Source organism: Pseudomonas sp. MM211 (assembly GCF_020386635.1).
Classification (GTDB): Bacteria; Pseudomonadota; Gammaproteobacteria; order Pseudomonadales; family Pseudomonadaceae; genus Aquipseudomonas.
Genome location: NZ_CP081942.1, coordinates 3,437,136 through 3,459,750 on the forward strand (window position 1 = coordinate 3,437,136; position 22,615 = coordinate 3,459,750).

Genomic DNA, 22,615 nt, shown 5'->3' on the forward strand with positions numbered 1-22,615 from the left:
ACCTTACTGGAGCCTGATAATGACTTCTCTACACCGTTGGCCGTTGCGCCTGGCGTCGTTGGCGTTCTGCCTGCTGTTCTGGCAGGTGGCGACCAGCTTGCGCCTGGATCTGGGCCTGCTCACTTTCATCTATGTGCCCACGCCCGAGTCGGTGGTCGATGCGGCCATCGCGCTGATCGAATCCAGCAGGCTCTGGGATCACGTCGGTGCCAGCCTGGGGCGGGTATTCAGCGGTTATCTGATCGCAGCGCTGCTGGGCGTCACGCTGGGCATCGCCATCGGCCGCTCACGTTGGGCCGAGGACAGCCTGTTGCCGCCGCTGGAGGTGCTGCGGCCGATTCCTGCCGTGGCCTGGATTCCCCTAGCGATTCTGATGTTTCCGTCGTCGGAACTGTCGATGATCTTCATCACCTTCACCGGCGCGCTGTTTCCGGTGCTGCTCAATACCGTGCACGGGGTGGAGGGCGTCGATGCCCGCTTGATCGCGTCGGCCCGCAGCCTTGGCGCAGGGCGCCTGGCGATCCTGCGCGAGGTGATCCTCCCGGGTGCTGCGCCGAGCATCGTCACCGGCCTGGCGATCGGCATGGGTACCTCCTGGTTCTGCCTGGTCACTGCGGAAATGATCTCCGGGCAGTTCGGCATCGGCTATTACACCTGGGAGTCATACACCATCCAGAATTACCCGGACATCATCGTCGGCATGCTGCTGATCGGCCTGCTCGGCATGGGCAGCAGCCTGCTGGTCAAACGCCTCGGTAGCCTGCTGACGCCCTGGTATCGCAGCGGAGGACGTCGCTGATGAGCATTCATGAAACCGGCCTGTCGGCCGGACGCATCGATATCGAGAAGCTGACCATCCGCCTCGGCGAGGGCACTCAGGCGTTCGAAGCCGTGCAGGCGCTGGACTTCTCCATCGCCGCTGGCGAGTTCGTGTGCATTCTTGGTCCCTCCGGCTGTGGCAAATCGACCTTGCTCGGCGCCCTGGCCGGGCATCTGACGCCCAGCGCCGGTAGCTTGCGGGTCGATGGCCAGGTGGTGGATGGCCCGTCGCCGCAGCGCGGCATGGTGTTCCAGCATCACACCCTATTGCCTTGGCGCAGCGTGCTCGACAACGTCGCCTTCGGCCTGAAGATGCAGGGCATCGGCAAGGCTGAACGGCAGCAGCGGGCACGCGAATTTCTCAACCTGGTCGGCCTGCAGGACTTCGCTTCGCGCTGGCCCAATCAGCTCTCCGGCGGTATGCAACAACGTGCCGAGATCGCCCGTGTGCTGATCAATCGGCCGCGTCTGCTGCTGATGGACGAACCCTTCGGCGCGCTGGACGCGCAGACCCGCAGCAAGATGCAGGAGTTGCTGCTGGATATCTGGGGCAGGGTGCGCACCACCGTGGTGTTCGTCACCCACGATATCGACGAAGCCCTGTTCCTGGCCGATCGCATTCTGGTGATGAGTCCGCGGCCGGGACGTTTCATCGAAGACCTGCGCCTGGACTTCCGCCGTCCGCGGCATGCGGGCCTGTTGACCAGCCCGGAATTCGTGCAGCTCAAGCGCCACTGTCTGGAGCTGCTGCGCCATGAAGAAGGCCGCGAGCTGCCACGCCTGACGCCGCTCGGGCTGCCCACCGAACATCCGCCATTGCGAGTTGCCCTATGACCGACCTGAGTACCTATATAAGCACCGATAACCCCGACATTCTCGACCTGTTGCCACGCCTGCAAGATGAGGACGCTGGCGTGCGCCGCATCGCCCTGATCGAGCTGGCCGATCTGGAAGAGCCAGAAGCCTTGCCCTGGCTGACGCATGCACTGACCCGGGATGCATCCGCCGATGTCCGCGCCGAGGCGGCTCGCCTGCTGGAGGCCTGGGAGGAGCCCGAGGTGGTAAATGCCCTGTGCGCTGCGCTGACCGATGCCGACGCCCGCGTGCGCGGCGCCGCAGCTCAGAGCCTCAGTGAATTGAAAACCGCCGATGCCGGTCGCGTGGTGCTGCCCTGGGCTGCCCATGCCGACCCGTTCGTCCGCGCCAGTGCCTTGCGGGCTTTGCGTGAGTTGCGGCTGATCGACAGCGTACCCACTGCCATCGCCGCGCTGCTGGACAGCGATGCCTTCGTGCGCCGTGAAGCGGTAGGCATCCTCGGCTGGCTGAAACAGGCCGATGCGCTGCCCCAACTGGCGCGCCTGGCCAGTGACGATGCCGATACCGAAGTACGCCGCGCCGCCACCGGTGCGCTGGGTCTGGCCAGCGACGACAGCGTGCTGCCGGCTTTGCAGACGGCGCTCAAGGATCGCGAATGGCAGGTGCGCGAAGAGGCAGCCACCACGCTTGGCAAAGTTGGCCAGGCGGGTGCCGGCCCTGCGCTGCTCGAGGCGCTGAGCGACAGCTATTGGCAGGTACGACTGCGTGCCGTGCGCTCGCTCGGCCGCCTGCGATTCGCCGCGGCCCGTGAGGCGCTGGTGGAACTGCTCGGGCACGCCATCAGCAACCTGCGCAAGGAGTCCGCGCTGGCGCTTGGCGAGCTGGGCGACGCTCAGGCACTGCCAGCATTGCTGGCTGTCGAGCACGATGGCGATCCGGAAGTGCGCAAGGCGGTGCGTATCGCCATCGGCCAGTTGCGCCTGCAAAAGCCATGAACCAGGCACCCGTCGCAATACGTAACAGTGCCACGCAAGCGACATTGACCGTGGAGTGGGGGCAAGGGCAGGTACAGGTGCTTGCCCACGGGCGCCTGCGCGCCGGGTGCCCGTGCTCGAAATGCCGGGCGGCCCGGCTGGCGCAGCACATCGACCTGGCACCGGCTGGCGTCCGCATCACGGCAGTCCACCCTCAGGGCTATGGGCTGCAACTGGTGTTCGACGATGGCCACGACCGCGGTATCTATCCCTGGAGCTATTTGCGTGAGCTGGGGGAGGTGGCAGGTTGAGTTGGCCGGGCTTATCGCATGGCCAGGTCGTCACGGCGCCAGCCGCGGGATGACCGCAATCGCATTCGCGCCGAGGGCGGCGCTCACACCTCACGGGGTCGAGCATCCATTTTGCAAACACCACCAATACTGTAGGAGCCCGCTTGCGGGCGAATCACCGGGCCAACGCAGATTCAGCAGCAAGGCCACCATCGTATGGCCCGCAAGCGGGCTCCTACAGGCCGGAATCTTCATGCTTTTGTAGGAACTTGGAACATACAAGCCGCTACCCCGCGGCGAATGGTTGTCGCGCCGCGGGCCTGGAGAGACGGCTGCCATTGCGCCGCGCCGAGAGGGTGGTACAGGCACTTAGCCCTTGTTCTTGCGCTGCGGTTTGGGCCGGCCTTGCACGCACTTGAAGCGTGGCTCGGTCTTGCAGATCACGTAGATGCGGCCACGACGTTTGACGATCTGACAATCGCGGTGGCGCAATTTGGCGGTGCGTAGCGACGCGAGCACTTTCATGAGCGGGCTCCTGCAAAACCGGCGAAGCGCTTGTTGAAGCCGGCCACGCGGCCTTCGCTTGCAGTCTGGCGCTGCTGGCCGGTGTAGATCGGGTGCGAAGCGCTGGAGATATCGAGCGTGACGTAGGGGTAGGTGTTGCCGTCGCTGTGCTCGCGGGTTTTGTCGGTGCTGACCGTGGAGCCGATCAGCCAGTAGGCGTCAGCCGAGACGTCGTGGAATAGAACGGGGCGATATTCAGGGTGGATACCAGGTTTCATAAGTGTTCCAATAAATACGTTATAAGGTAACAATATCCAGTCTTATTGATTTTGGTTCTCATTTCAAGCCCGAATCTGGATTTTTCCCGCAGGCCTTGATCGGCCCTCGGATCTTCCAGATCAGAAGCTGAAACGAGTGCTGAGCTGGGCTTGCTAAATTGTTATGTTGTAACAATAATGGTCGCCGAAATTAGCCGTATAAGTGCTGCACTGGCTTCCGGCTTGTTGGGATGAATGCGCAGAAACTGCAGCGAAGCGCTGCAGGGGAGCGACCTAATCGTTTAAGATGCCGCCCGCCGGTTTCCGCGAGGAATTAATAGGGAATCCGTCGCCACCTCTATTGGCCAAACGGAACTGCCCCCGCAACTGTAGGTACTGAGCATCGTTGCATTCGTGTCACTGGGTTCGAATCCGGGAAGGCCGCAGCGTTGCCACGACGTACCAGTCAGGAGACCTGCCGGCATAGGTCTGAGCAGCTGCAGTGCAGCCCTGCTCGGGCGCTGCAATCGAACCAGCCGGCGGGGTGTCCGGGAGGGGCATCCGTAATCACCTTCCTCAGGGACAGGTGCGGCCATGGCCGCTTGGCGTGATGTGTTCTCCAGCCTGCGCACTGCCATTTATGCGTATCTGTTGATTGGGAGATCACCCGCATGACCGTGTCTCGTTTTGCCGTTCTGGCCGCCACCCTTGGCCTGTCTTCGATGGCGCTGGCCGCCAGCCCAACTCAATACCCCCTGACCCTTGAGAACTGCGGCCATGAGCTGAGCTTCGCCGCTGCGCCGAAGAGCGCCGTAACCATTGGCCAGGCCGGTACCGAAATTCTCTATTCCCTCGGGCTTGGCGACCGCCTGGTGGGCACCTCGCTGTGGTTCAGCAACGTGCTGCCCGAGTTCGAGGCACAGAACGCCAAGGTCGAACGGCTGGCCGATAACGATCCGAGCTTCGAATCGGTAATCAACAAGCGCCCCGGTCTGGTGGCCGTGCAGTTCGAATGGATGGTTGGCGAGCAGGGCGTGGTCGGCACCCGTGAGCAGTTTCACGAGCTGAAGATTCCCACCTACATCATGCCGTCCGACTGCGAGGGCAAGGACAATCTGGTCGGTGCAGACGGTACCCGCCTGCAGCCTTTCCAGATCGACAGCCTGTACAAGAGCGTGCAGCAACTGGCGCAAATCTTCGATGTGCAGGCTGAGGGCGACAAGCTGGTCGCCAGTCTGCAGGACAGGCTCGGCAAAGCGGTCGCCAACGCCGAGCAGCGTCAGGCCAAGCAAATCTCCGCTGCGTTCTGGTTCTCCAGCGCCGATCTGGATCTCGATCCCTACATGGCCGGCCAGAAAGGCGTCGCCGACACCATGATGAAGTCGCTGGGCCTGCGCAACGTGGTCGAGTCCAGCGAAGAGTGGCCGACGGTCGGCTGGGAAACCCTGGCCAAGGCCAACCCGACCGTGCTGGTGCTCGCGCGCATGGATCGCCGCCGCTTCCCGGCTGACGATGTGGAGAAGAAGCTCGAATTCCTGCGTAATGATCCAGTCGCCAAACACATGGATGCGGTGAAGAACGGTCGCATCGTGATTCTCGATGCTGATGGCATGCAGGCTTCGCTGCGCATGGTCACCGGCATCGAAACCCTGGCCAAGGCCGTTGACGGGTTCGATCTGCAGAAATGATTACTCGCGGCTCCCGGTTGTTCCTGCTGACCATCGTCTGCCTGCTGTTGCTGGCCGTGGCGGTAGTCGTAGGTGTGGCGCTGGGTGAAACCCGCATCCCGCTGTCGGTGGTCTTTCAGGTGCTGGCCAACAAGCTGTTCGGGGCGGGCTTCGTGCTCGACCCGATCGACGAGGGAATCGTCTGGAACTACCGCCTGACCCGCGCCCTGGTCGCCGCCTGTTGCGGCGCCGGGCTGTCGGTGTGTGGGGTGGTGCTGCAGGCGCTGCTGCGCAATCCACTGGCCGATCCTTATTTGCTGGGGATTTCCGCCGGTGCCTCCACCGGTGCGGTTTCGGTGGCGCTGCTGGGGCTCGGCGCGGGCATGCTGTCGCTTTCGATGGGCGCCTTCATTGGCGCCATCGCCGCCTTCAGCCTGGTCGCATTGCTGGCGCGGGCAGCGGGCGGCGGCGCGCTGAATGGCACCGGGCAGATCATTCTCGCTGGCATCGCCGGCTCCCAGTTGTTCAACGCGCTCACCTCGTTCCTGATCACCAAATCGGCCAGCGCCGAGCAGGCCCGAGGCATTATGTTTTGGCTGCTCGGCAACCTCAGCGGCGTCAACTGGCACGATGTCGCCCTGGCCGTGCCCGTGGCGCTGGCCGGGGTGCTGCTGGTGGCCTGGCACACCCGCGCGCTGGATGCCTTCACCTTCGGTGCCGAATCGGCGGCGTCACTGGGCGTGCCGGTGCGCCGGGTGCAGGCCACGCTGATCGCCTGCGCGGCGCTGGTCACGGCGGTGATGGTGTCGATCGTCGGCTCCATCGGTTTCGTCGGCCTGGTGATTCCTCACGCGGCACGGCTGCTGGTCGGCGTGCGGCATGGCCGGCTGGTGCCGGTCGCAGCCCTGACCGGCGCGGTGTTCCTGATCGCCGCCGACGTGCTGTCGCGTACGGTGATCAAGGGGCAGGTACTGCCGATTGGCGTGGTCACCGCGTTGATCGGCGCGCCGGCCTTCGCGGTGATTCTGGTACGTGGGAGGCGGGTGCGGTGAGTACGGTGCTGCAGTGCAGCGACCTGGGCTGGTCGGTGAAGGGAAGGGCGATCGTCGCCGGCGTCGACCTGCAATTGCGCCAGGGCGAGACGCTCGGCCTGATCGGCCCCAATGGTTCGGGCAAGTCGACCTTGCTCAAGCTGCTGTCCGGCATCCGTACGCCAGGCAGTGGCAAGGTGCACCTGCAAGGCAAGCTGCTGGGTAGCCTGAGTCGCCGCGATGTCGCCCGCCAGCTGGCGTTCGTCGAGCAGCAGGCCGACACCGGTGATGCGGTGACGGTGCGCGATGCCGTCGAGCTGGGCCGTACGCCCTGGCTGTCGGCGCTGCAGCCCTGGTCGGCGGAGGACGAGAAGATCGTCGCTCAGGCACTGGCCGATGTGGACATGGCGGAAATGCCGGAGCGAGCCTGGAGCACCCTGTCGGGTGGTGAACGGCAGCGCGTGCACATCGCCCGGGCGCTGGCGCAGAAACCGCAGATCCTGCTGCTCGACGAGCCCACCAACCATCTGGATATCCAGCACCAGCTGTCGATCCTCAATCTGGTGCGCACGCTGCCGGTGACCACGCTGATCGCCTTGCACGACCTTAATCAGGCACTGGAATGCGACCGCCTCGGCGTAATGGAGCGCGGTCGACTGGTGGCGCTCGGCGTACCGGCCGAGGTGCTGACCACCGACCGTTTGCGCGACACCTTCGGCGTACGCGCCCGCTACCTGCTCGACCCCGAAGACGGTGCCCGGGTGCTGCGCTTTCAACCTATCTGAAACGAGTCTTTTTATGCGTTTTTCGCCGTTCTTCGCTTTGCTCGCTACGCTTGTATTCGCAGCTCCGGCATTGGCCGAAACCCACGAAGTGAAAATGCTCAACCGTGGGGAGTCCGGTTCGATGGTCTATGAACCGGATTTCCTGGCCATCGCCCCAGGTGACAGCGTGAAGTTCATCGCCACGCACCCGACCCACAACGCTGCCAGCATCCCCGGCTTCCTGCCGGAGGGGGCCGAGTCGTTCAAGGGCAAGATCAACGAAGAGGTCGAGGTGACCTTCAGTGAAGCAGGGCTCTATGGCATCCAGTGCATTCCGCACCTGGCGATGGGCATGGTGATGCTCATTCAGGTTGGTGATCAGCCTGTCAGCGAGGCGCAGATTCCCGCACAACTGCCGGCGCGGGCCAAGCAGCGGCTGGAGCAGATCGTCCAGCGCGCGAGTAAATGAGCCAGCCATGAGCCGAGTGCTGGATACCTTCGCCAGCCTGTCACCCGCCGCCCGGGTGCTGGTGCTCAACAGCCTGGCGTTCAACTTCGGCTTTTACATGCTGGTGCCGTATCTGGCCGGGCACCTCAGCGAGAGCCTGGGGCTGGCGGGTTGGGCGGTCGGCCTGGTGCTCGGCATCCGCGTGTTCAGCCAGCAGGGGTTGTTCCTGTTCGGTGGCTTGCTGGGTGACCGCATCGGCTACCGTCGCGCCATTCTCATCGGTTGCCTGGTGCGCTGCGTGGGGTTTGCCGTGCTCGGCTTCTCGGAAAGCCTGGCGGTTCTGCTGCTGGCCGCCTGCGTTAGCGGTTTCGCCGGTGCGCTGTTCACGCCTTGTGCCCAGGCCTACCTGGCCGACGAGTGCCAGGACATGCAGCAGCGCAAGCGCGCATTCGCCCTGCAGAACATGGCCAGCACCGCGGGCATGCTGCTCGGGCCGCTGGCAGGTCTGCTGCTGATCGGCATCGATTTCGCGGTATCCGGCAGCGTGGCAGCCGGGCTGTTTCTGCTCATGACCCTGGTGCAGTGGCGCTTCCTGCCGAGCAAGGAGCTGGTGTCCGGTGACGAGCCGGTGACCATGCTGCGCCAGTGCCTGGACATGCTGCAGCAGTGGCCATTCCTGCGCTTCGCCGTGTTGGCGGCAGCCTATCCGCTGCTGTTCCATCCACTTTATCTGGCGATCCCGGCCTACAGCCACGCCCACGGCGGCGGCCAGGCGTGGATCACGCGGGTATTCGTGATCACCGCGCTGGTCGGCGTGCTGCTGCAGATGCCCCTCAGCGCGCTACGCCAGCGTTGGCTCAGCGAGGGACAGGGCATGGGCCTCGGTCTGGCGTTGATGGCGGTTAGCTACGCGCTGCTGGCCGAACCTTTCGCCAGTCTGTTGACCCCGTATTGGGCGGTTCTGCTGATGGCCGCTTTGCTTAGCCTCGGCAGCCTGCTGGTGCTGCCGCTGCTGTCGGCCCATGTGCCTCATTACGCCCGGCGCGGGCAACTTGCCGCTTATTACGGCTTCTTCGCCGGTGTGGGCGGGCTGGCAGCGTTGTTCGGCAATGTGCTGATCGGCCGGCTGCTGCCCGCTGACCAGGCGCCGCCGCAGGTACTCTGGTGGGCGCTGGTCTGTATCGGCCTGGCTGCGGCTTTCGGCCTGGCCCGGCATATGAGTTCACTCAAAGAGCCCTGATGAACAGGCTGTACCCACGCCTGCTCGCTACTACCACTTTCTGCCTCTCGACACCGGTCACCGCCGCCGAAAGCGCCCAGGTGCAGAACGTCGCCTTGATGGCGAATAGGCTCTAAGCTGAGTGGCGTTGAACAGACTTCAGATCGCTAATGACGGTTGGATCATTAATTCGCAACGAGGAGGTCGTATGACACAGGAAAGAGTCAGGCTAAGGGATATGATCTTCAGCGCTAATGAGTTGGTTGAGCGGCTGGAGGGTCGTTTTATCGCCGCCCATGAGAAGGTAGCGCTGAAGTTTCTGGAAAACATCATCTCCAACTCGGATGCCGTTCTGCTGTTGATCAACAATGACTTCGATAGAGAGGCCGCAGCGGTCAACCGAATAGCTATCGAGCATCTGATCAATCTGGCAGCCTTGATCAAGAAACCCGAGCATCTCGATACTCTGCTGTTGCAAGGTAAGAATGATATCGCCAAAACCCTCAGAATGGTTACCGATGAGGATCAGCAATCAGGTGCTGAGGAGGCGCCCGACGTCATGCTGCTGGGCTCACGATATGACAGTGCCTATCGAGAATTGTCGGCCACCTATGCACACTCCACCATCGCCTCAATAAGCACCCATCCCGATGGTGCGCAAACACTGGAAAACATGACCAAACTCATCACCCTGGGGATTGGTTTTTTGGAGAATAGCCAGGCTTGAATAGATTGCTGCTAGCCATAGGGTAAGAACGTGGCTCAGTAGAAACGTGTATGAACCCCTTGGAGATGCTTGTGTTGTTGTTTCGTCAGTTAGCGGCGGGTGGTTTTCTGTTGTTGGCTTTTACGTCGTCTGCTCATGCCGCTTTTACGCTGCCTGGCGACGCCATGGGCTGCACTCGCAGTGCCACGATGCTCAATTGCACGGATCGTTTCGGCAATCACTACGGCATCGTTCAGCGCGGTAACGACACGCTGATGCGTGGCTTCGATGTCATCAGCGGGCAGACCTGGGCGCAGACCAGCACCACCTATGGGCGCCTGCAGCTGTTCACCGGTGTCAGCAGCAATGGTGAGCTGTGGGTGGGTTCCAGCCGGCGGATCGGCTGGAACGTGGTTAGCCGGCTTTCCAGCTCCAAGGGCGAGAGAGACCGGGTCAACTGCAACCGCATGACGGGTTGCCGCTAGGCCGGGCAACGACGGCTTTCGACAGCGAGGCGTTGGCCATGGCGGGTGGAGAACCTTTACGGTTTTCCACCCACTGGCTTTAGCTGAAACGTGGCAGTCGCTGATCGCGCTCGGCCGAATCGTCCTGCTGTTCGTGCTGCGGCAAACCGGCGACTTTCAGCGTCGGCATCTTTTCACCCACCAAACGCAGATCGCGACGCGGCAGGGCGAAGCGCACATCCAGTTCGCGCAGGGCATCGAGCAGTTGCAGGTTGATCTCCTGCTGGATGTCCATGTACTGGTTGTAGTCCGAGCTCTGCACGATGTAGACCACTTCGAAGGTCAGCTGGCTCTCGTCGAAGCCGAGAAAGTGCGCCCGGTCGAATTTGGCCTTGGGGGTGGCACGGATGATGTCGCCGACCTTTTCCGATACCTGGCGAACCTTGTCGCTCGGGGTGTCGTAGCTGACCCCGAATTTGAAGACGATGCGTCGCGTGTCCATGCGCTTGTAGTTGTGCACGATCTGGCGCAGCAGGTCGGCGTTGGCACACACCACCTGTTCGCCGCTGAGGCTGCGGATGCGCGTGGTTTTCAGGCCGATATGTTCGATGCTCCCGGCCACTTCGCCGAAAACCACGAAATCGCCGATCTCGAATGGCTTGTCGACGCCAATCGATAGCGAGGCGAATATGTCGCCGAGTACCGTTTGCACTGCAAGGGCAATCGCAATACCGCCGACACCCATGCTGGCCACCAAGGCGGTGATATCCACGCCCAGATTGGCGAGGATCGACAACAGCATTACCGACCACACCACGATCAGCACCATGATGCTGATGATGGTGGTCATCACCGGGTTGAAACCGATGCTGCCATTCTTGCCGACCACCAGGCTGCGCGCCCACAGGCGCACGCCGGTATCCACCCACAGAGCGATCTGCAGTGCGAGGGCGACGAACCAGGTGTGGCTCAGGGCGGCCTGCCAACTGCCGGGCAGATCCGGCAGGCGCAGGGCCAGCAGCAGCGAGAAGGCGAGCAGCAGCAAGCGGCTGGTACGCCCGATCACCACTGCGACGAAATGCTGCCAGTTGCCGTCCTGGCCTTTTGACCACGTGACAAGGCGCTTGTGCACGATGCCGACTACGGTGCGCAGCACGGTGTAGATCACGGCGGTAGCGATCACCACGATGCCGACGCCGAGCCATAATTCGCGATCGAACCAGATGTTCCACTGTTCCATTCGGGGTTCTCCTGATAAAGCCGATACAGGTTTCTGTAGGCCTCAGGGCTGAGAAGTTCCCATCATATCCGCCGGTTTTCCTCTGGCGGCGCGCCAGCGTGTGACAAACGGAGGTCTGAGCTAAGGTGTAGAGATAGCGATCGGCAAGGGCTTCAGGCGATCTTCAGCGACGCCAGCCGGGCTCTGCCGTGCAGTGAGACAATAACAACCTTGCCGTAGATGCTGTTAAACCTGATGCGAGCACCAAGTATGCTCGCCTGGAGGATGACGTGACTTTTTATAGCCTGGATCTGCTGATGATTCTGCTTCTGGTCACCGCACTGTTCACCGCCTTGCCGATCATCCTCATGCGCAGCCTTTGAGGTCTGCGTAATCATCGATCCGTTCGCCGATCGGCGGCGTATCGATGCATCGGAACTCCGTTCGCTATCGTTGCCGATGGCCAGGGACTGGCTTGTTTCAGCCTGCAGCGGATTGCCCGAGCAATTCGTGAAAACGCGAGGGTTCGACCTGCTGAATCAACAGCAGGGCGCCGACGGTACTCGCCGGGGTGCCTGGTAGATAGGCCGCAGGTATGACGCTGGGCAGTCGAGCCTGCCACGCGGCGATCAGCTCTGTAGGTTCCTTACCGTTGGCGATCAGGCTATCGAGGTCAATCTGCACGCCCATATTGGCCGCTAGGCGCATGGATCGCCGCAGCAGCACCTCAGCCATCTCGTGCTGCTCAACCGGGCTGGATGTCTGGTAGCTCGCCAGCCATTCGGTTATGGGCCGACGGCACTGCGCCGCACCGCCGCGCAGATAGTGAAACAGCAGGTAGGCGGCACCTACCAGCATGATGGCGATGACAGTGAAGACGAGTTCCATCAGGGCTCCTGGCGTGAAGGATCAGCCGGCCCCGATGGGCGAACAGCATGGCGGCGAAACTACCCGAACTGTCAGCAACGACTCAAGCCATTTAATGGCTCATAGCCATCTTTTTTTGGTTTGTTATCACTGCGTACAGGTTGCGAGTCGTCACCGGCGAGCGGCAGGGGTGCCGCTCGCCGAGCGGGTCTCAGACCTTGAGCACCAGCTTGCCGAAGTTTTCACCTTTGAACAGCTTGAGGAGGGTTTCCGGGAAAGTTTCCAGGCCCTCGACCACGTGCTCCTTGGATTTGACCTTGCCGCTGGCCAGCCAACCGCCGATTTCTGCCGCTGCGCTGGCGAAGTTGGCGGCGTGATCCATTACCACGAAGCCCTCCATGCGTGCGCGGTTGACCAGCAGGGACAGGTAGTTGGCCGGACCCTTGACCGCTTCCTTGTTGTTGTACTGGCTGATGGCGCCGCAGATGACGATGCGCGCCTTGGGAGCGAGGCGGCCCAGTACGGCGTCCAGGGTGTCGCCACCGACGTTGTCGAAGTACACATCGATGCCTTTCGGACACTCGCGCTTGAGCGCCTCGGGCAGCGACTCGCTCTTGTAGTCGATGGCCGCATCGAAGCCCAGCTCATCGGTCAGGTAGGCGCATTTTTCGGCGCCACCGGCGATGCCGATGACCCGGCAGCCCTTGAGCTTGGCGATTTGCCCGGCAATGCTGCCCACCGCACCAGCAGCACCGGAGAGCACTACGGTGTCGCCGCTCTTCGGCGCGCCGACGTCGAGCAGGGCGAAGTAAGCGGTCATGCCCGTCATGCCGAGGGCCGACAGGTAGACCGGCAAGGGTGCACGCTGCGGATCGACCTTGTAGAAGCCCCTAGGCTCGCCGAGGAAGTAGTCCTGCACACCCAGGGCGCCGTTGACGTGATCGCCGACGGCATAGTCCGGGTGGTTGGACGCAATCACTTCACCGACGCCAAGCGCGCGCATCACATCGCCCAGGCCAACCGGCGCGATGTAGGACTTGCCCTCGTTCATCCAGCCGCGCATGGCCGGATCCAGCGACAGGTAGAGGTTCTTGACCAGGATCTGCCCGCTGCCAGGTTCGCCGACCGGTTTTTCCACGTAATCGAACGTATCGCGGCTGACCATGCCGGTCGGGCGTTTGGCGAGCAGAAACTGGCGGTTGAGCTGAGTGGACATGGAAAAACCTCCGTTGAAATAAGCAGTGGTGATAATCCTCACCGGGGCATTGGACAAGGATGTCGCAGTGGCCGAATGTCTACCGATCCATCGAACTGATGGGGCTGGGTTTGCTGCAACGCCCCATGCGCGGGCTGACGATTGCCCGCTACAGTGTGGATCACGATCACGGAAGTCTGACCACGGAGATGTATCGATGACTGCAAGTCCTTTGCTGAGCGTGTTTCTTCCCCTGGCTCTGGGCATCATCATGCTCGGCCTGGGCTTGTCCCTGACCCTGGCGGATTTCGCCCGGGTGGTGAAGTACCCCAAGCCAGTGCTGATCGGCCTGTCCTGCCAATTGCTGCTGTTGCCGGTGGCCTGTTTCTTCATGGTGCAGGCGTTCGGCCTGGCGCCTGCCCTGGCCGTGGGCATGATGCTGCTGGCCGCGTCGCCCGGTGGTACCTCCGCCAATCTGTATAGCCACCTGGCCCATGGCGACGTCGCACTGAACATCACCCTGACTGCAGTGAACTCGGTCGTCGCAGTGCTGACCATGCCCTTCATCGTCAACCTGTCGCTGGCCTACTTCATGGAGGGCGACCAGGCGATTCCACTGCAGTTCGCCAAGGTGGTTCAGGTTTTCGCCATCGTGCTGGGGCCGGTGGCCATCGGCATGTTCCTGCGCAGCCGCTTTCCTGGTTTCGCCATGCGTATGGAAAACCCGGTGAAGATCATCTCGGCGCTGTTCCTGCTGCTGATCATCATCCTGGCACTGGTCAAGGACTGGCAGACCGTGCTCGATTACGCGCCGGTAGTCGGTGCCGCGGCCCTGGCATTCAACCTGCTGAGCCTGGCGGTGGGCTACTTCGTGCCACGTCTGCTCAAGCTCAGCCTGCGGCAGGCCATCGCCATCGGCATGGAGATCGGCATCCACAACGGCACCCTGGCCATCGCCCTGGCGCTCAGCCCGGTATTGCTGAACAACAGCACCATGGCGATTCCCGCTGCGCTGTACAGCATCATCATGTTCTTCACCGCCGCGGCGTTCGGCTGGTGGGTGAATGCGGCCCATGGCAATCAGCTGGCGACGGAGGCTGAGCGTAGTGCCTAGAAATGAGCGCTTCGGGTATGGGTTTCAGGTAGTCCGGTGCTGCTCGTGGCCAATACGCTATCCGCGATAACGCCGGAAAAGCAGTGCGCTACCGGCCCGGTGAGAAATACCGGGCCGCTGCCATCCCAGTGAACCGTCACTGTTCCTCCATCACATTCCACGTCGACGGTGTCGTCCAGCAGGCCGCGGCGCATGCCGTTGACCGCGGCACCGCAGCAGCAAGACCCTGAGCCGAGGGGAATGCCGCCGCCGCGTTCCCAGATGCGCAGCCTGATGCGTTTGCGGTCGATGATCTGCACGAAGTGCACGTTGGTTTTGCGGGGGAACAGCGGGTTGATCTCTAGCGCCGGCCCGAGTGTGGCGATATCCAGCGCTGCCAGGTCATCGACGAAATAGGTGCAGTGCGGATTGCCCATGCTGCAGGCCGCTGGGGCGCCGGCGAGCGGCAAAGCTGCGGTGTCGTGCTCCTCTGCCAGAGGGATATCCGCCCAGTCGAACAGCGGCTCCCCCATGCTCACGGCAATGGCTCCATTGCTGATCCGCTCGCAGGTCAGCAGACCACGGTTGCTGCGCAGTACCAGCCTGGTGCTGTTCGACTCGCGCATCAGCAGGTCTGCAACGCCGCGCGTCGCGCTACCGCAGGCATCCAGCATCGAACCATCGGCGTTCCAGAACGTCAGGCGTGCGTCGGCATCAGCGCAATCAAGTATTACCGCCAGTTGATTGAAGCCGATGCCGCAGTTGCGATCACCCAGGCGTCGAGCCAGGGCGCCTGTCACTGGGTTGGCCGAGTTGCGTGAGTCGACCACCACGAAGTCATCGCCGTTGGCGTGCATCTTGTGAAAGCTCAACGGCATGTCTGGGGCCTTAATATGTTCATCGCCGCTCAGGCACGTTTGCCGCCATTGAGCAGCGCCAGGGTCAGCAAGCCTGCGACGATGCCCCAGAACGCCGAACCCACCCCGAACAGGGTCATCCCCGAAGCGGTGACGAGAAAGGTGATCAACGCCGCTTCGCGTTCCTTGGGTTCGCTCATGGCCTGGGTCAGGCCACCAATGATCGAGGCGAACAATGCCAGGGCGGCGATTGACAGGATCAGTGCCTTGGGCAATGCCGCGAACAGGGCGGCGAGGGTGGCGCCGAACAGCCCGGCGATGCCATAGAACACCCCGCACCAGATTGCTGCCGTGTACCGCTTGCGCGGATCTTCATGGGCCTCGGGGCCGGCGCAGATCGCCGCGCTGATGGCCGCCATGTGAATGCCGTGGGAGCCGAACGGCGCCAGCAGGATCGACACCAGGCTGGTGGTGTTGAGCAGCGGCGACGCCGGAACGTCATAGCCGTTGGCTCGCAGTACGGCCATGCCTGGCAGGTTCTGCGAAGCCATGGCGACGATGAACAGCGGGATGCCGATGCTGATCGCCGCAGCGATGGAAAAGCTCGGCGTGGTCCATTCCGGGGTCGCCAGCTGCAGCTCGAACTGGGAGAAGTTCAGCAGCCCCAGAGTGCCAGCCAGCACGCAGCCGACCAGCAGCGCAGCCAGTACGGCGTAGCGGGGCAGCAGGCGCTTGCCGAGCAGATAGGCGAACAGCATGGCGATCACCAGCAGGGGCTGCTGCTCGGCGGCCACGCAGATTTCCAGCGCGATCTTGAACAGCACGCCGGCCAGCAGAGCGGCGGCGATGGAGCCGGGGATGCGCCGCATGATGCGGTCGAAGCTGCCGGTCAGGCCGCAAACCAGAATCAGCGCGGAGCATAGGATGTAGGCGCCTATCGCCTCGCTGTAAGGCACGCCGGGCAGGCTGGTGATCAGCAATGCCGCGCCGGGGGTCGACCAGGCGACCATGATGGGCGCGCGGTAGTGCAGGGACAGACCGATGCAGGTCACTGCCATGCCGATCGACAGCGCCCAGATCCACGAGGAAATCTGCCCGGCGCTGAGCCCGGCAGCCTGGCCCGCCTGGAACATCAGCACCAGGGAGCTGGTGTAGCCCGTGAGCATGCCGATGAAGCCCGCTACCACGGCGGAGGTCGAGGTGTCGGCCAGCGGCCGCAGGCGAGGGCGGCTGCTCTCGAGCATCACAGCACTCCTTTCATGTCGGCGAAGATCGGGTACAGCGAGGCCACCAGCAGCACTGCCATGCCGATGTTGAAGGCACGCAGCACGCGGGGGTTACGCAGCCAGTTGCGCAGCAGCGAGCCTGCCACCGTCCACAGCCCCACGCTCGGGCAGTTGACCAGCGCGAACAGTCCGGCGATCAGCAGCACGTTGACCAGGAAATTTTCCTGCGGCGTGTAGGTGGTGATGGCGCCGATGGCCATCACCCAGGCCTTGGGGTTGACCCACTGGAAGGCGGCAGCCTGGAGAAAGGTGAAAGGCTTGCCGCGTTCGCCCCCCGTGCTGTCCGGAGCACCAGAGCCGGCGATCTTCCAGGCCAGGTAGAGCAGGTAGGCCGCGCCCAGGTAGCGCAGTACGGTGTACAGCGCCGGCACTTGCTCGAACACCTGGCCCAGGCCGAATCCTACGCACATCACCAGCACCATGAAGCCGAGGCTGATACCGAGCATGTGCGGCACGCTGCGACGCAGGCCGAAGTTCACCCCGGAAGCGAGCAACATCATATTGTTGGGGCCAGGCGTCACCGAGGTGACGAAGGCAAAGGCGATGAAGGCGATCAGCAGTTCCGGGGTCATGGCGAAGTCTCGAAGTTGAGCCGCCACGATAAGGGCTGCCAGCGTGGCCGTCGCGGTACAGCGGCGGCTATAAGCAACCATACAGTTGCGTGCCCATCACTCCGGTGTTCGACCTGTACCGCTCAATGCCTTGTTCACTGCCAGCCAGCCATCCACCGCGTGCTTGCCGCTTTCGTCGAAGGCGCGCTGCAGCAGTTTTACCTGCTCACGGCGCAGCGCCCGCTCCAGATTGGCGCCCTCGGCAGTGAGACCGAGCAAGCGTTTGCGCTTGTCATCTTCGGCGGGGACGCTTTGCGCCAGATTCATTTCCTGCAACTGACGCAACGGGATGCTCAGCGCTTGCTTGCTCACGCCAAGGTAACCGAGCAATTCCTTGACGCTCAGCCCGGGGTGACGGGCGATGAAGAACAGGATGCGCTGGTGCACCCGCGACAGTCCCCGGCGCGCGAGCATTTCGTCGGCCTTGGCGGTGAACGCCTGGTAACCGAAGAAGAAGGCTTCCATGGCCGCTTGTTGAGTTGCTGAATTTTTAAGGTCAATCATGTTGACGTATATGTCTCGGGCATCGTACTTTCGGTCAACCAGTTTGACTCAATTCTCCCGACTTATCACCCGGTGACCTCCATGGCCTTCTCCGAACGCATCACCCGTCTGAAAAGCTCCCTGATCCGCGAAATTCTCGCTGCCGCCCAGCGTCCGGAGGTGATGTCGTTCGCCGGTGGCCTGCCTGCCGAGGAGATGCTGCCAGCGCTCGATTGGTCGCAGATGCCCGTCAGCATGGGGCAGTACGGCATGAGCGAGGGAGAGCCGGCGCTGCGTGAAGCCATTGCCGCCGAAGCGCGTGCCCTGGGCGTGCCGTGTGAGGCGAGCCAGGTGCTTATCGTCAGCGGCTCGCAGCAGACCCTCGACCTGGCCAGCAAGCTGTTTATCGATCCCGGCACCAAAGTACTGCTCGAGGCGCCGACCTACCTTGCTGCCCTGCAGGCCTTCCAGCTGTTCGGCGCTGACTGCATCGCCGTGCCGCAGGAGGCCGATGGCCCGCAGCTGCAGGCACTCGAAGAGCAGCTGGAGCGCCAGCGCCCGGCGTTCGCTTACCTGATTCCGACGTTCCAGAACCCCAGTGCCGTGCGCTACAGCGAGGCCAAGCGTGACGCTGTGGCGGCCCTCTTGGATCGTTATCAGGTGACGCTGATCGAGGATGAGCCCTACCGCGAGCTGGTGTTCGACGCTGGTAGCGCCACGCCGATCGTCAGTCGCCTGCGCAAGGCCAGCTGGATCTACACCGGCACCGTCTCCAAGACCCTGCTGCCCGGGCTGCGCGTCGGTTACTTGATCGCTACGGCGGATCTGTACCCGCACCTGCTGCGTCTCAAACAGTCGGCGGATCTGCACACTAACCGCGTGGGCCAGTGGCAAGCGCTGCAATGGCTGGGCACCGAGCGCTACAGCGAGCATCTGGCCGAGCTGCGAAATTTCTATCGCTTGCGGCGTGATGCGATGCAGGCGGCGCTCGTCGAACATTTCAGTGATCTGGCTGAGTGGCAGATTCCCCAGGGCGGTCTGTTCTTCTGGCTGCGCCTCAAGCAGCCCCAGGACACCCGTCTGCTGCTCGACGCGGCGCTGGCCCAGAACGTGGCATTCATGCCGGGCGAGCCGTTTTTCATCGACCCGGATCGCGAGCACGGTTACCTGCGGCTGAACTTCAGCCACGTGGCACCGGAGCGTCTGGGTGAAGGGCTGCGCCGGCTGGCGGGTGTGGTGCGTCAGGGACTGGCCGCGGACGCGGCGTGACTATTGGCTAAAGAGGCATTGGGATTCAGGAGGCGAACATGTACAAGGTGTATGGCGACTACCGCTCTGGCAACTGCTACAAGGTCAAGCTGATGCTGACCCTGCTCGGCAAACCGTTCGAATGGGTGCCGATCGATATTTTCAAGGGCGAGACACAGAGCCCCGAGTTCCTGGCCAAGAACCCCAATGGCAGGATTCCGGTGCTGGAGCTGGAAGACGGCTCGTACCTGTGGGAGTCCAACGCCATCCTCAATTTCCTCGCCGATGGCAGCGAGTTCCTGCAGACCGAACCACGCCTGCGCACCCAGGTACTGCAGTGGCAGTTCTTCGAGCAGTACAGCCATGAGCCCTACATTGCCGTGGCCCGTCGCATTCAGTGGCTCGAAGGCATGCCAGCGGCACGCGCCGAGGAGTACAAGGTGTGCCAGGTGCGTGGTCACAAGGCGCTGCGAGTCATGGAACGGCAGCTGGAGCAGACTCCTTACCTGGTCGGTGACCGTTATTCCATCGCCGATATCGCCCTGTACGCCTATACCCACGTGGCCCACGAAGGCAGTTTCGACCTGAGCGGCTACCCCGCGGTCAACGCCTGGCTGGATCGTGTCGCCAGCCACCCGCAGCACGTGACCATGTTGGGCTAGCAGCACCGTCCGCTCTTGTAGCCTGGCGTAGAGCGCAGCGAAACCCAGGGAGCGGTTTTCGCTGCTTGCAAATGCAGCTATCGAAGCCGCCCCTGCACATCGCTACGCTTAGTGACAGGCTGCGGGAGCAAGCGCCTACTTGCGCAGTAGGCGCAGGCCATTGAACACCACCAGCAGGCTCACACCCACATCAGCGAACACCGCCATCCACATGGTGGCGTGCCCGGTGATGGTCACCGCCAGGAAGATCGCCTTGATACCCAGAGCCAGGGCGATGTTCTGCTTGAGGATCGTTGCGGTCTGCCGGGACAGCTGGATGAACGTCGGAATCTTGCGCAGGTCGTCGTCCATGATCGCCACGTCGGCGGTTTCGATGGCCGTGTCGGTGCCGATCGCCGCCATGGCGAAGCCGACATCGGCACGGGCCAGGGCAGGGGCATCGTTGATGCCGTCGCCGACCATGGCGACCACGCCTTTCTGACCGAGCAGACCTTCGACGGTCGCCAGCTTGTCGGCGGGCAGCAGGTCGCCGCGGGCTTCATCGATGCCGACCTGAGCGGCGATGGCTTGGGCGGTGTGCTGATTATCACCGGTGAGCATCAGGGTCTTGATACCCATTTCATGCAGGGTGGCGATGGCCTCACGGCTACTGGCCTTGAGCGTGTCAGCGACCGCGAACAGCGCCAGGGCGCGTTTATCGTCGCTGAGCAGAATCACCGTCTTGCCTTCACGTTCCAACCCATCGAGTCGGATTTCGATCTCCGGCGAGCACAGGCCCAGTTCTTCGAGCAGGCGATGATTGCCCAACTGGTAGCGCTGGCCGTCGATCACGCCGCTTACGCCACGCCCGGGCAGCGCCTCGAATGCCTGCACCTCGTCGAGCACGACACCTTGCTCCTGCGCCGCCTTGGCCACCGCCTGGGACACTGGGTGATCGGAACGGGCGGCCAGGCTGGCCGCAAGTTTGCGGTAGACATCGGCATCGCTTTCCAGGGCCTGATAGTCGGTCTGTACCGGTTTGCCGTGGGTGAGGGTGCCAGTCTTGTCCAGCGCCAGGTGGGTGATGTGCCGGCCGTTCTCCAGGTACACGCCGCCCTTGACCAGGATGCCCTTGCGCGCCGCCGCCGCCAGACCGCTGACGATGCTTACCGGCGTGGAAATCACCAGCGCGCAAGGGCAGGCGACCACCAGCAGTACCAGCGCGCGATAGACCCACTCGAACCAATCACCATTCATCAGCAGCGGCGGCACCACGGCCACGGCTAGCGAGAGCAGGAAGACCAGCGGGGTGTAGATGCGGGCGAAACGGTCGACGAAACGCTGGGTCGGCGCCCGCGCACCCTGAGCCTCTTCCACGGCCTTGATGATGCGTGACAGCGCGCTGTTGCTGGCGGCGGCGCTGACCTGGTAGTCCAGCGCGCCGCTTTGGTTGATGGTGCCGGCGAATAGGGTATCGCCCACGCTTTTCTCGATGGGCAGGCTTTCCCCGGTGATCGGCGACTGGTCGACCGTCGAGTGCCCTTCGAGCACCTGCCCATCTAGGCCGATGCGTTCGCCGGGGCGCAGCCGAACCACGCTGCCGATGGCAACCTGTGTGACTTCCATTGTCTGCCAACTGCCGTCGGGCTGACGCACCGTGGCCTGCTCCGGGGTCAGTGCCATCAGGCCGCGAATAGCGTTGCGCGCGCGATCCAGGGATTTCGCCTCGATCCGTTCGGCGATGGCGAACAGCACCATGACCATTGCCGCTTCGGGCCACTGGCCGATCAGCACGGCGCCGGTCACGGCGATGCTCATCAGCGCGTTGATGTTCAGATTGAGATTCTTGAGGGCGATCCAGCCTTTCTTGTAGACATCGAGCCCGGCCGTGAGGATCGCGCCCAGAGCGATCAACGCGACCACCCACTCCGGCGCGGTGTCGGTGAAGTGCACCACCTCCGCCATGAACGCCGCCACGCCAGCCCCGATCAGCCGCCAAGGTACCCCGCCGCTGGGCGGCTCGGCAGTCACTGGCTGGCTGTCGTCGCCTTCGGGCTGCGGGGTGAAACCCAGCTCACGTATGGCCTGTAACGCCGGCTCGAGGGCATCCGGGCTGTGGCGAATGGTCAGCACCCGCTGCATCAGATTGAATTGCAGTGCTTCGATGCCGGGCTGCCGGGCGAGTTTGTCGGTGATCAGGCGCTCCTCGGTGGGGCAGTCCATCTGCTCGATGCGCACCCGAGTCTCCGCGGCCAGCGGCACTGCCTGCATGCCAAGGCTGGCGATGGCCTTGACCAGCAAAGGCGCGGCGCCCGCCTGGTGCTCGACCAGCAGTGTGCGGTTGAGCAGATTGAAGCGCATGGCGTGCACTTCGGGCAGGTGCTGCAGCTTGCCGCGAATCAGGCCTTCTTCTGTGGGGCAGCACATCTGTTCGATGCGCAGTGTGCTGCTTTCCATCGCAGGGCTGGCGTGGGCGGGCGCCGGCTCGCTGATCCCGGTGATCAACGCGCTGCCAGAGTCGCAGCATGGCGACGCAGTCTCGGCAGCGCAGCACGAGTCCTGGGTGCGAGAGGGCTTTGGGGTGTGGTCGTGATCGCAACAGTTGGCCATGGGTATCTCCAAATAACCTGTTGCAGAGTGAACACCCTGTAGCCACTATAGGGTCAAGCGATCAAGGGGAATATTATGAAAATTGGCGAATTGGCAGCAGCTACCGGCAGCCAGGTGGAGACCATTCGGTATTACGAGCGCGAAGGGCTGCTGCCGGCGCCGCAGCGTAGCGAGGGCAATTATCGGCTGTACCGGCCGGAGCACGTCGAACGCCTGACTTTCATCCGCAACTGCCGCACCCTGGACATGACGCTCGACGAGATTCGTGAGCTGCTCAGCCTGCGCGGCCGGCCGGCGGAAAATTGCGAGGCAATCAATACCCTGATCGACGAACACATCGAACACGTCAATGCGCGCATCGCCAGCCTGCAGTCGTTACAGGGGCAGTTGGTCGAGCTGCGCAATAGTTGCTTGGCGGATCAGCAATCGTCGCCCTGCGAGATCATTCGTCAGCTCAGCACCAGTGACAACCTGCATGCCGAGAAGGATGTGTCCCATGTCGGGCGTAGCCATCAGCACTAAGGCGCTTCTAAAAACACCTGCGTT

The 22,615-nt window shown here is 62.9% G+C and carries 25 protein-coding genes and 1 riboswitch; of the genes, 15 read left to right on the top strand and 10 right to left on the bottom strand.

Annotated features, from left to right (window positions below; translation table 11 throughout):
- Window positions 1-19: 19 nt before the first annotated feature.
- From K5Q02_RS15770 to K5Q02_RS15785, 4 genes are read left to right on the top strand one after another with little or no spacing between them, the layout of a single operon-like run.
- Complete coding sequence (locus tag K5Q02_RS15770; protein ID WP_225832069.1) at window positions 20-799, top strand: ABC transporter permease; 780 nt, start codon at window positions 20-22, stop codon at window positions 797-799.
- Complete coding sequence (locus K5Q02_RS15775; protein ID WP_225832071.1) at window positions 799-1,653, top strand: ABC transporter ATP-binding protein; 855 nt, start codon at window positions 799-801, stop codon at window positions 1,651-1,653. The genes K5Q02_RS15770 and K5Q02_RS15775 overlap by 1 nt, the downstream gene beginning before the upstream one ends.
- Window positions 1,650-2,630 carry a HEAT repeat domain-containing protein gene (locus tag K5Q02_RS15780; protein WP_225832073.1) on the top strand — a complete coding sequence of 327 codons (981 nt, stop codon included), beginning with the start codon at window positions 1,650-1,652 and terminating at the stop codon, window positions 2,628-2,630. The genes K5Q02_RS15775 and K5Q02_RS15780 overlap by 4 nt, the downstream gene beginning before the upstream one ends.
- Window positions 2,627-2,920: a DUF971 domain-containing protein gene (locus K5Q02_RS15785; protein ID WP_225832075.1), complete on the top strand. Its 294-nt coding sequence runs from the start codon at window positions 2,627-2,629 to the stop codon at window positions 2,918-2,920. Before K5Q02_RS15780 ends, K5Q02_RS15785 begins: the two co-directional genes overlap by 4 nt.
- A 348-nt stretch (window positions 2,921-3,268) precedes the next feature.
- On the opposite strand, the gene ykgO is transcribed toward K5Q02_RS15785, so the two are convergent.
- A complete protein-coding gene (ykgO, locus tag K5Q02_RS15790; protein WP_225832077.1) occupies window positions 3,269-3,424 on the bottom strand; it encodes a type B 50S ribosomal protein L36 in 156 nt (51 codons plus the stop codon).
- On the bottom strand, window positions 3,421-3,681 hold the full coding sequence (locus tag K5Q02_RS15795; protein ID WP_225832079.1) for a type B 50S ribosomal protein L31: 261 nt from the start codon (window positions 3,679-3,681) through the stop codon (window positions 3,421-3,423). Before K5Q02_RS15795 ends, ykgO begins: the two co-directional genes overlap by 4 nt.
- A 280-nt stretch (window positions 3,682-3,961) precedes the next feature.
- A riboswitch (cobalamin riboswitch) is annotated at window positions 3,962-4,157 on the top strand.
- A gap of 174 nt (window positions 4,158-4,331) precedes the next feature.
- On the opposite strand from K5Q02_RS15795, the gene K5Q02_RS15800 reads away from it, so the two are divergent.
- The 7 genes from K5Q02_RS15800 to K5Q02_RS15830 all read left to right on the top strand — a co-directional run bounded on the left by K5Q02_RS15800 (window position 4,332) and on the right by K5Q02_RS15830 (window position 9,980).
- Window positions 4,332-5,348 carry an ABC transporter substrate-binding protein gene (locus K5Q02_RS15800; RefSeq protein WP_225832081.1) on the top strand — a complete coding sequence of 339 codons (1,017 nt, stop codon included), beginning with the start codon at window positions 4,332-4,334 and terminating at the stop codon, window positions 5,346-5,348.
- Window positions 5,345-6,379 (top strand): FecCD family ABC transporter permease, encoded by a 1,035-nt coding sequence (locus K5Q02_RS15805; protein WP_225832083.1) that lies wholly within the window; start codon window positions 5,345-5,347, stop codon window positions 6,377-6,379. The genes K5Q02_RS15800 and K5Q02_RS15805 overlap by 4 nt, the downstream gene beginning before the upstream one ends.
- Window positions 6,376-7,143 (top strand): ABC transporter ATP-binding protein, encoded by a 768-nt coding sequence (locus K5Q02_RS15810; RefSeq protein ID WP_225832085.1) that lies wholly within the window; start codon window positions 6,376-6,378, stop codon window positions 7,141-7,143. Before K5Q02_RS15805 ends, K5Q02_RS15810 begins: the two co-directional genes overlap by 4 nt.
- Window positions 7,144-7,156: 13 nt before the next feature.
- Window positions 7,157-7,591 (top strand): pseudoazurin, encoded by a 435-nt coding sequence (locus K5Q02_RS15815; protein WP_225832087.1) that lies wholly within the window; start codon window positions 7,157-7,159, stop codon window positions 7,589-7,591.
- 7 nt (window positions 7,592-7,598) lie between these two features.
- Window positions 7,599-8,810, top strand: coding sequence for an MFS transporter (locus K5Q02_RS15820; protein WP_225832089.1), 1,212 nt, complete (start codon window positions 7,599-7,601; stop codon window positions 8,808-8,810).
- A 187-nt stretch (window positions 8,811-8,997) separates the two neighbouring features.
- On the top strand, window positions 8,998-9,516 hold the full coding sequence (locus tag K5Q02_RS15825) for a DUF5677 domain-containing protein (protein WP_225832091.1): 519 nt from the start codon (window positions 8,998-9,000) through the stop codon (window positions 9,514-9,516).
- Between the two features lie 71 nt (window positions 9,517-9,587).
- On the top strand, window positions 9,588-9,980 hold the full coding sequence (locus K5Q02_RS15830) for a hypothetical protein (protein WP_225832093.1): 393 nt from the start codon (window positions 9,588-9,590) through the stop codon (window positions 9,978-9,980).
- 79 nt (window positions 9,981-10,059) lie between these two features.
- Here the strand turns inward: K5Q02_RS15830 and K5Q02_RS15835 are convergent, their stop codons facing one another.
- From K5Q02_RS15835 to K5Q02_RS15845, 3 genes are all read right to left on the bottom strand, one after another.
- Entirely contained in the window at window positions 10,060-11,199 is a 1,140-nt protein-coding gene (locus tag K5Q02_RS15835; RefSeq protein ID WP_225832095.1) for a mechanosensitive ion channel family protein, read from the bottom strand.
- Between the two features lie 459 nt (window positions 11,200-11,658).
- The gene (locus K5Q02_RS15840; protein ID WP_225832097.1) at window positions 11,659-12,066 is read right to left on the bottom strand and encodes a hypothetical protein; all 408 of its coding nucleotides are present in this window, start codon (window positions 12,064-12,066) and stop codon (window positions 11,659-11,661) included.
- 190 nt (window positions 12,067-12,256) lie between these two features.
- A complete protein-coding gene (locus K5Q02_RS15845; protein WP_225832099.1) occupies window positions 12,257-13,261 on the bottom strand; it encodes an NADP-dependent oxidoreductase in 1,005 nt (334 codons plus the stop codon).
- Window positions 13,262-13,457: 196 nt separating this feature from the next.
- Here K5Q02_RS15845 and K5Q02_RS15850 point away from each other — a divergent pair, with 196 nt between their 5' ends.
- A complete protein-coding gene (locus K5Q02_RS15850; RefSeq protein WP_225832101.1) occupies window positions 13,458-14,354 on the top strand; it encodes a bile acid:sodium symporter family protein in 897 nt (298 codons plus the stop codon).
- On the opposite strand, the gene dapF is transcribed toward K5Q02_RS15850, so the two are convergent.
- The 4 genes from dapF to K5Q02_RS15870 all read right to left on the bottom strand — a co-directional run bounded on the left by dapF (window position 14,351) and on the right by K5Q02_RS15870 (window position 17,591).
- On the bottom strand, window positions 14,351-15,211 hold the full coding sequence (dapF, locus tag K5Q02_RS15855) for a diaminopimelate epimerase (protein WP_225832102.1): 861 nt from the start codon (window positions 15,209-15,211) through the stop codon (window positions 14,351-14,353). The genes K5Q02_RS15850 and dapF overlap by 4 nt on opposite strands.
- 29 nt (window positions 15,212-15,240) lie before the next feature.
- Window positions 15,241-16,434: a benzoate/H(+) symporter BenE family transporter gene (locus K5Q02_RS15860; protein WP_225832104.1), complete on the bottom strand. Its 1,194-nt coding sequence runs from the start codon at window positions 16,432-16,434 to the stop codon at window positions 15,241-15,243.
- Complete coding sequence (locus K5Q02_RS15865) at window positions 16,434-17,048, bottom strand: LysE family translocator (protein ID WP_225832106.1); 615 nt, start codon at window positions 17,046-17,048, stop codon at window positions 16,434-16,436. The genes K5Q02_RS15860 and K5Q02_RS15865 overlap by 1 nt, the downstream gene beginning before the upstream one ends.
- A gap of 96 nt (window positions 17,049-17,144) precedes the next feature.
- Window positions 17,145-17,591 (bottom strand): MarR family winged helix-turn-helix transcriptional regulator, encoded by a 447-nt coding sequence (locus tag K5Q02_RS15870; protein ID WP_225832108.1) that lies wholly within the window; start codon window positions 17,589-17,591, stop codon window positions 17,145-17,147.
- Window positions 17,592-17,672: 81 nt separating this feature from the next.
- Between K5Q02_RS15870 and K5Q02_RS15875 the strand changes: the two genes are divergently transcribed.
- Both K5Q02_RS15875 and K5Q02_RS15880 read left to right on the top strand, forming a co-directional pair.
- A complete protein-coding gene (locus K5Q02_RS15875) occupies window positions 17,673-18,839 on the top strand; it encodes an aminotransferase-like domain-containing protein (protein WP_225832110.1) in 1,167 nt (388 codons plus the stop codon).
- A 38-nt stretch (window positions 18,840-18,877) separates the two neighbouring features.
- A complete protein-coding gene (locus K5Q02_RS15880; RefSeq protein WP_225832112.1) occupies window positions 18,878-19,480 on the top strand; it encodes a glutathione S-transferase family protein in 603 nt (200 codons plus the stop codon).
- 135 nt (window positions 19,481-19,615) lie between these two features.
- Here the strand turns inward: K5Q02_RS15880 and K5Q02_RS15885 are convergent, their stop codons facing one another.
- Window positions 19,616-21,820, bottom strand: coding sequence for a heavy metal translocating P-type ATPase (locus K5Q02_RS15885; protein WP_442964010.1), 2,205 nt, complete (start codon window positions 21,818-21,820; stop codon window positions 19,616-19,618).
- Window positions 21,821-22,144: 324 nt separating this feature from the next.
- Here K5Q02_RS15885 and cadR point away from each other — a divergent pair, with 324 nt between their 5' ends.
- The gene (gene cadR / locus K5Q02_RS15890; protein ID WP_225832113.1) at window positions 22,145-22,591 is read left to right on the top strand and encodes a Cd(II)/Pb(II)-responsive transcriptional regulator; all 447 of its coding nucleotides are present in this window, start codon (window positions 22,145-22,147) and stop codon (window positions 22,589-22,591) included.
- The last annotated feature ends 24 nt before the right edge of the window (window positions 22,592-22,615 follow it).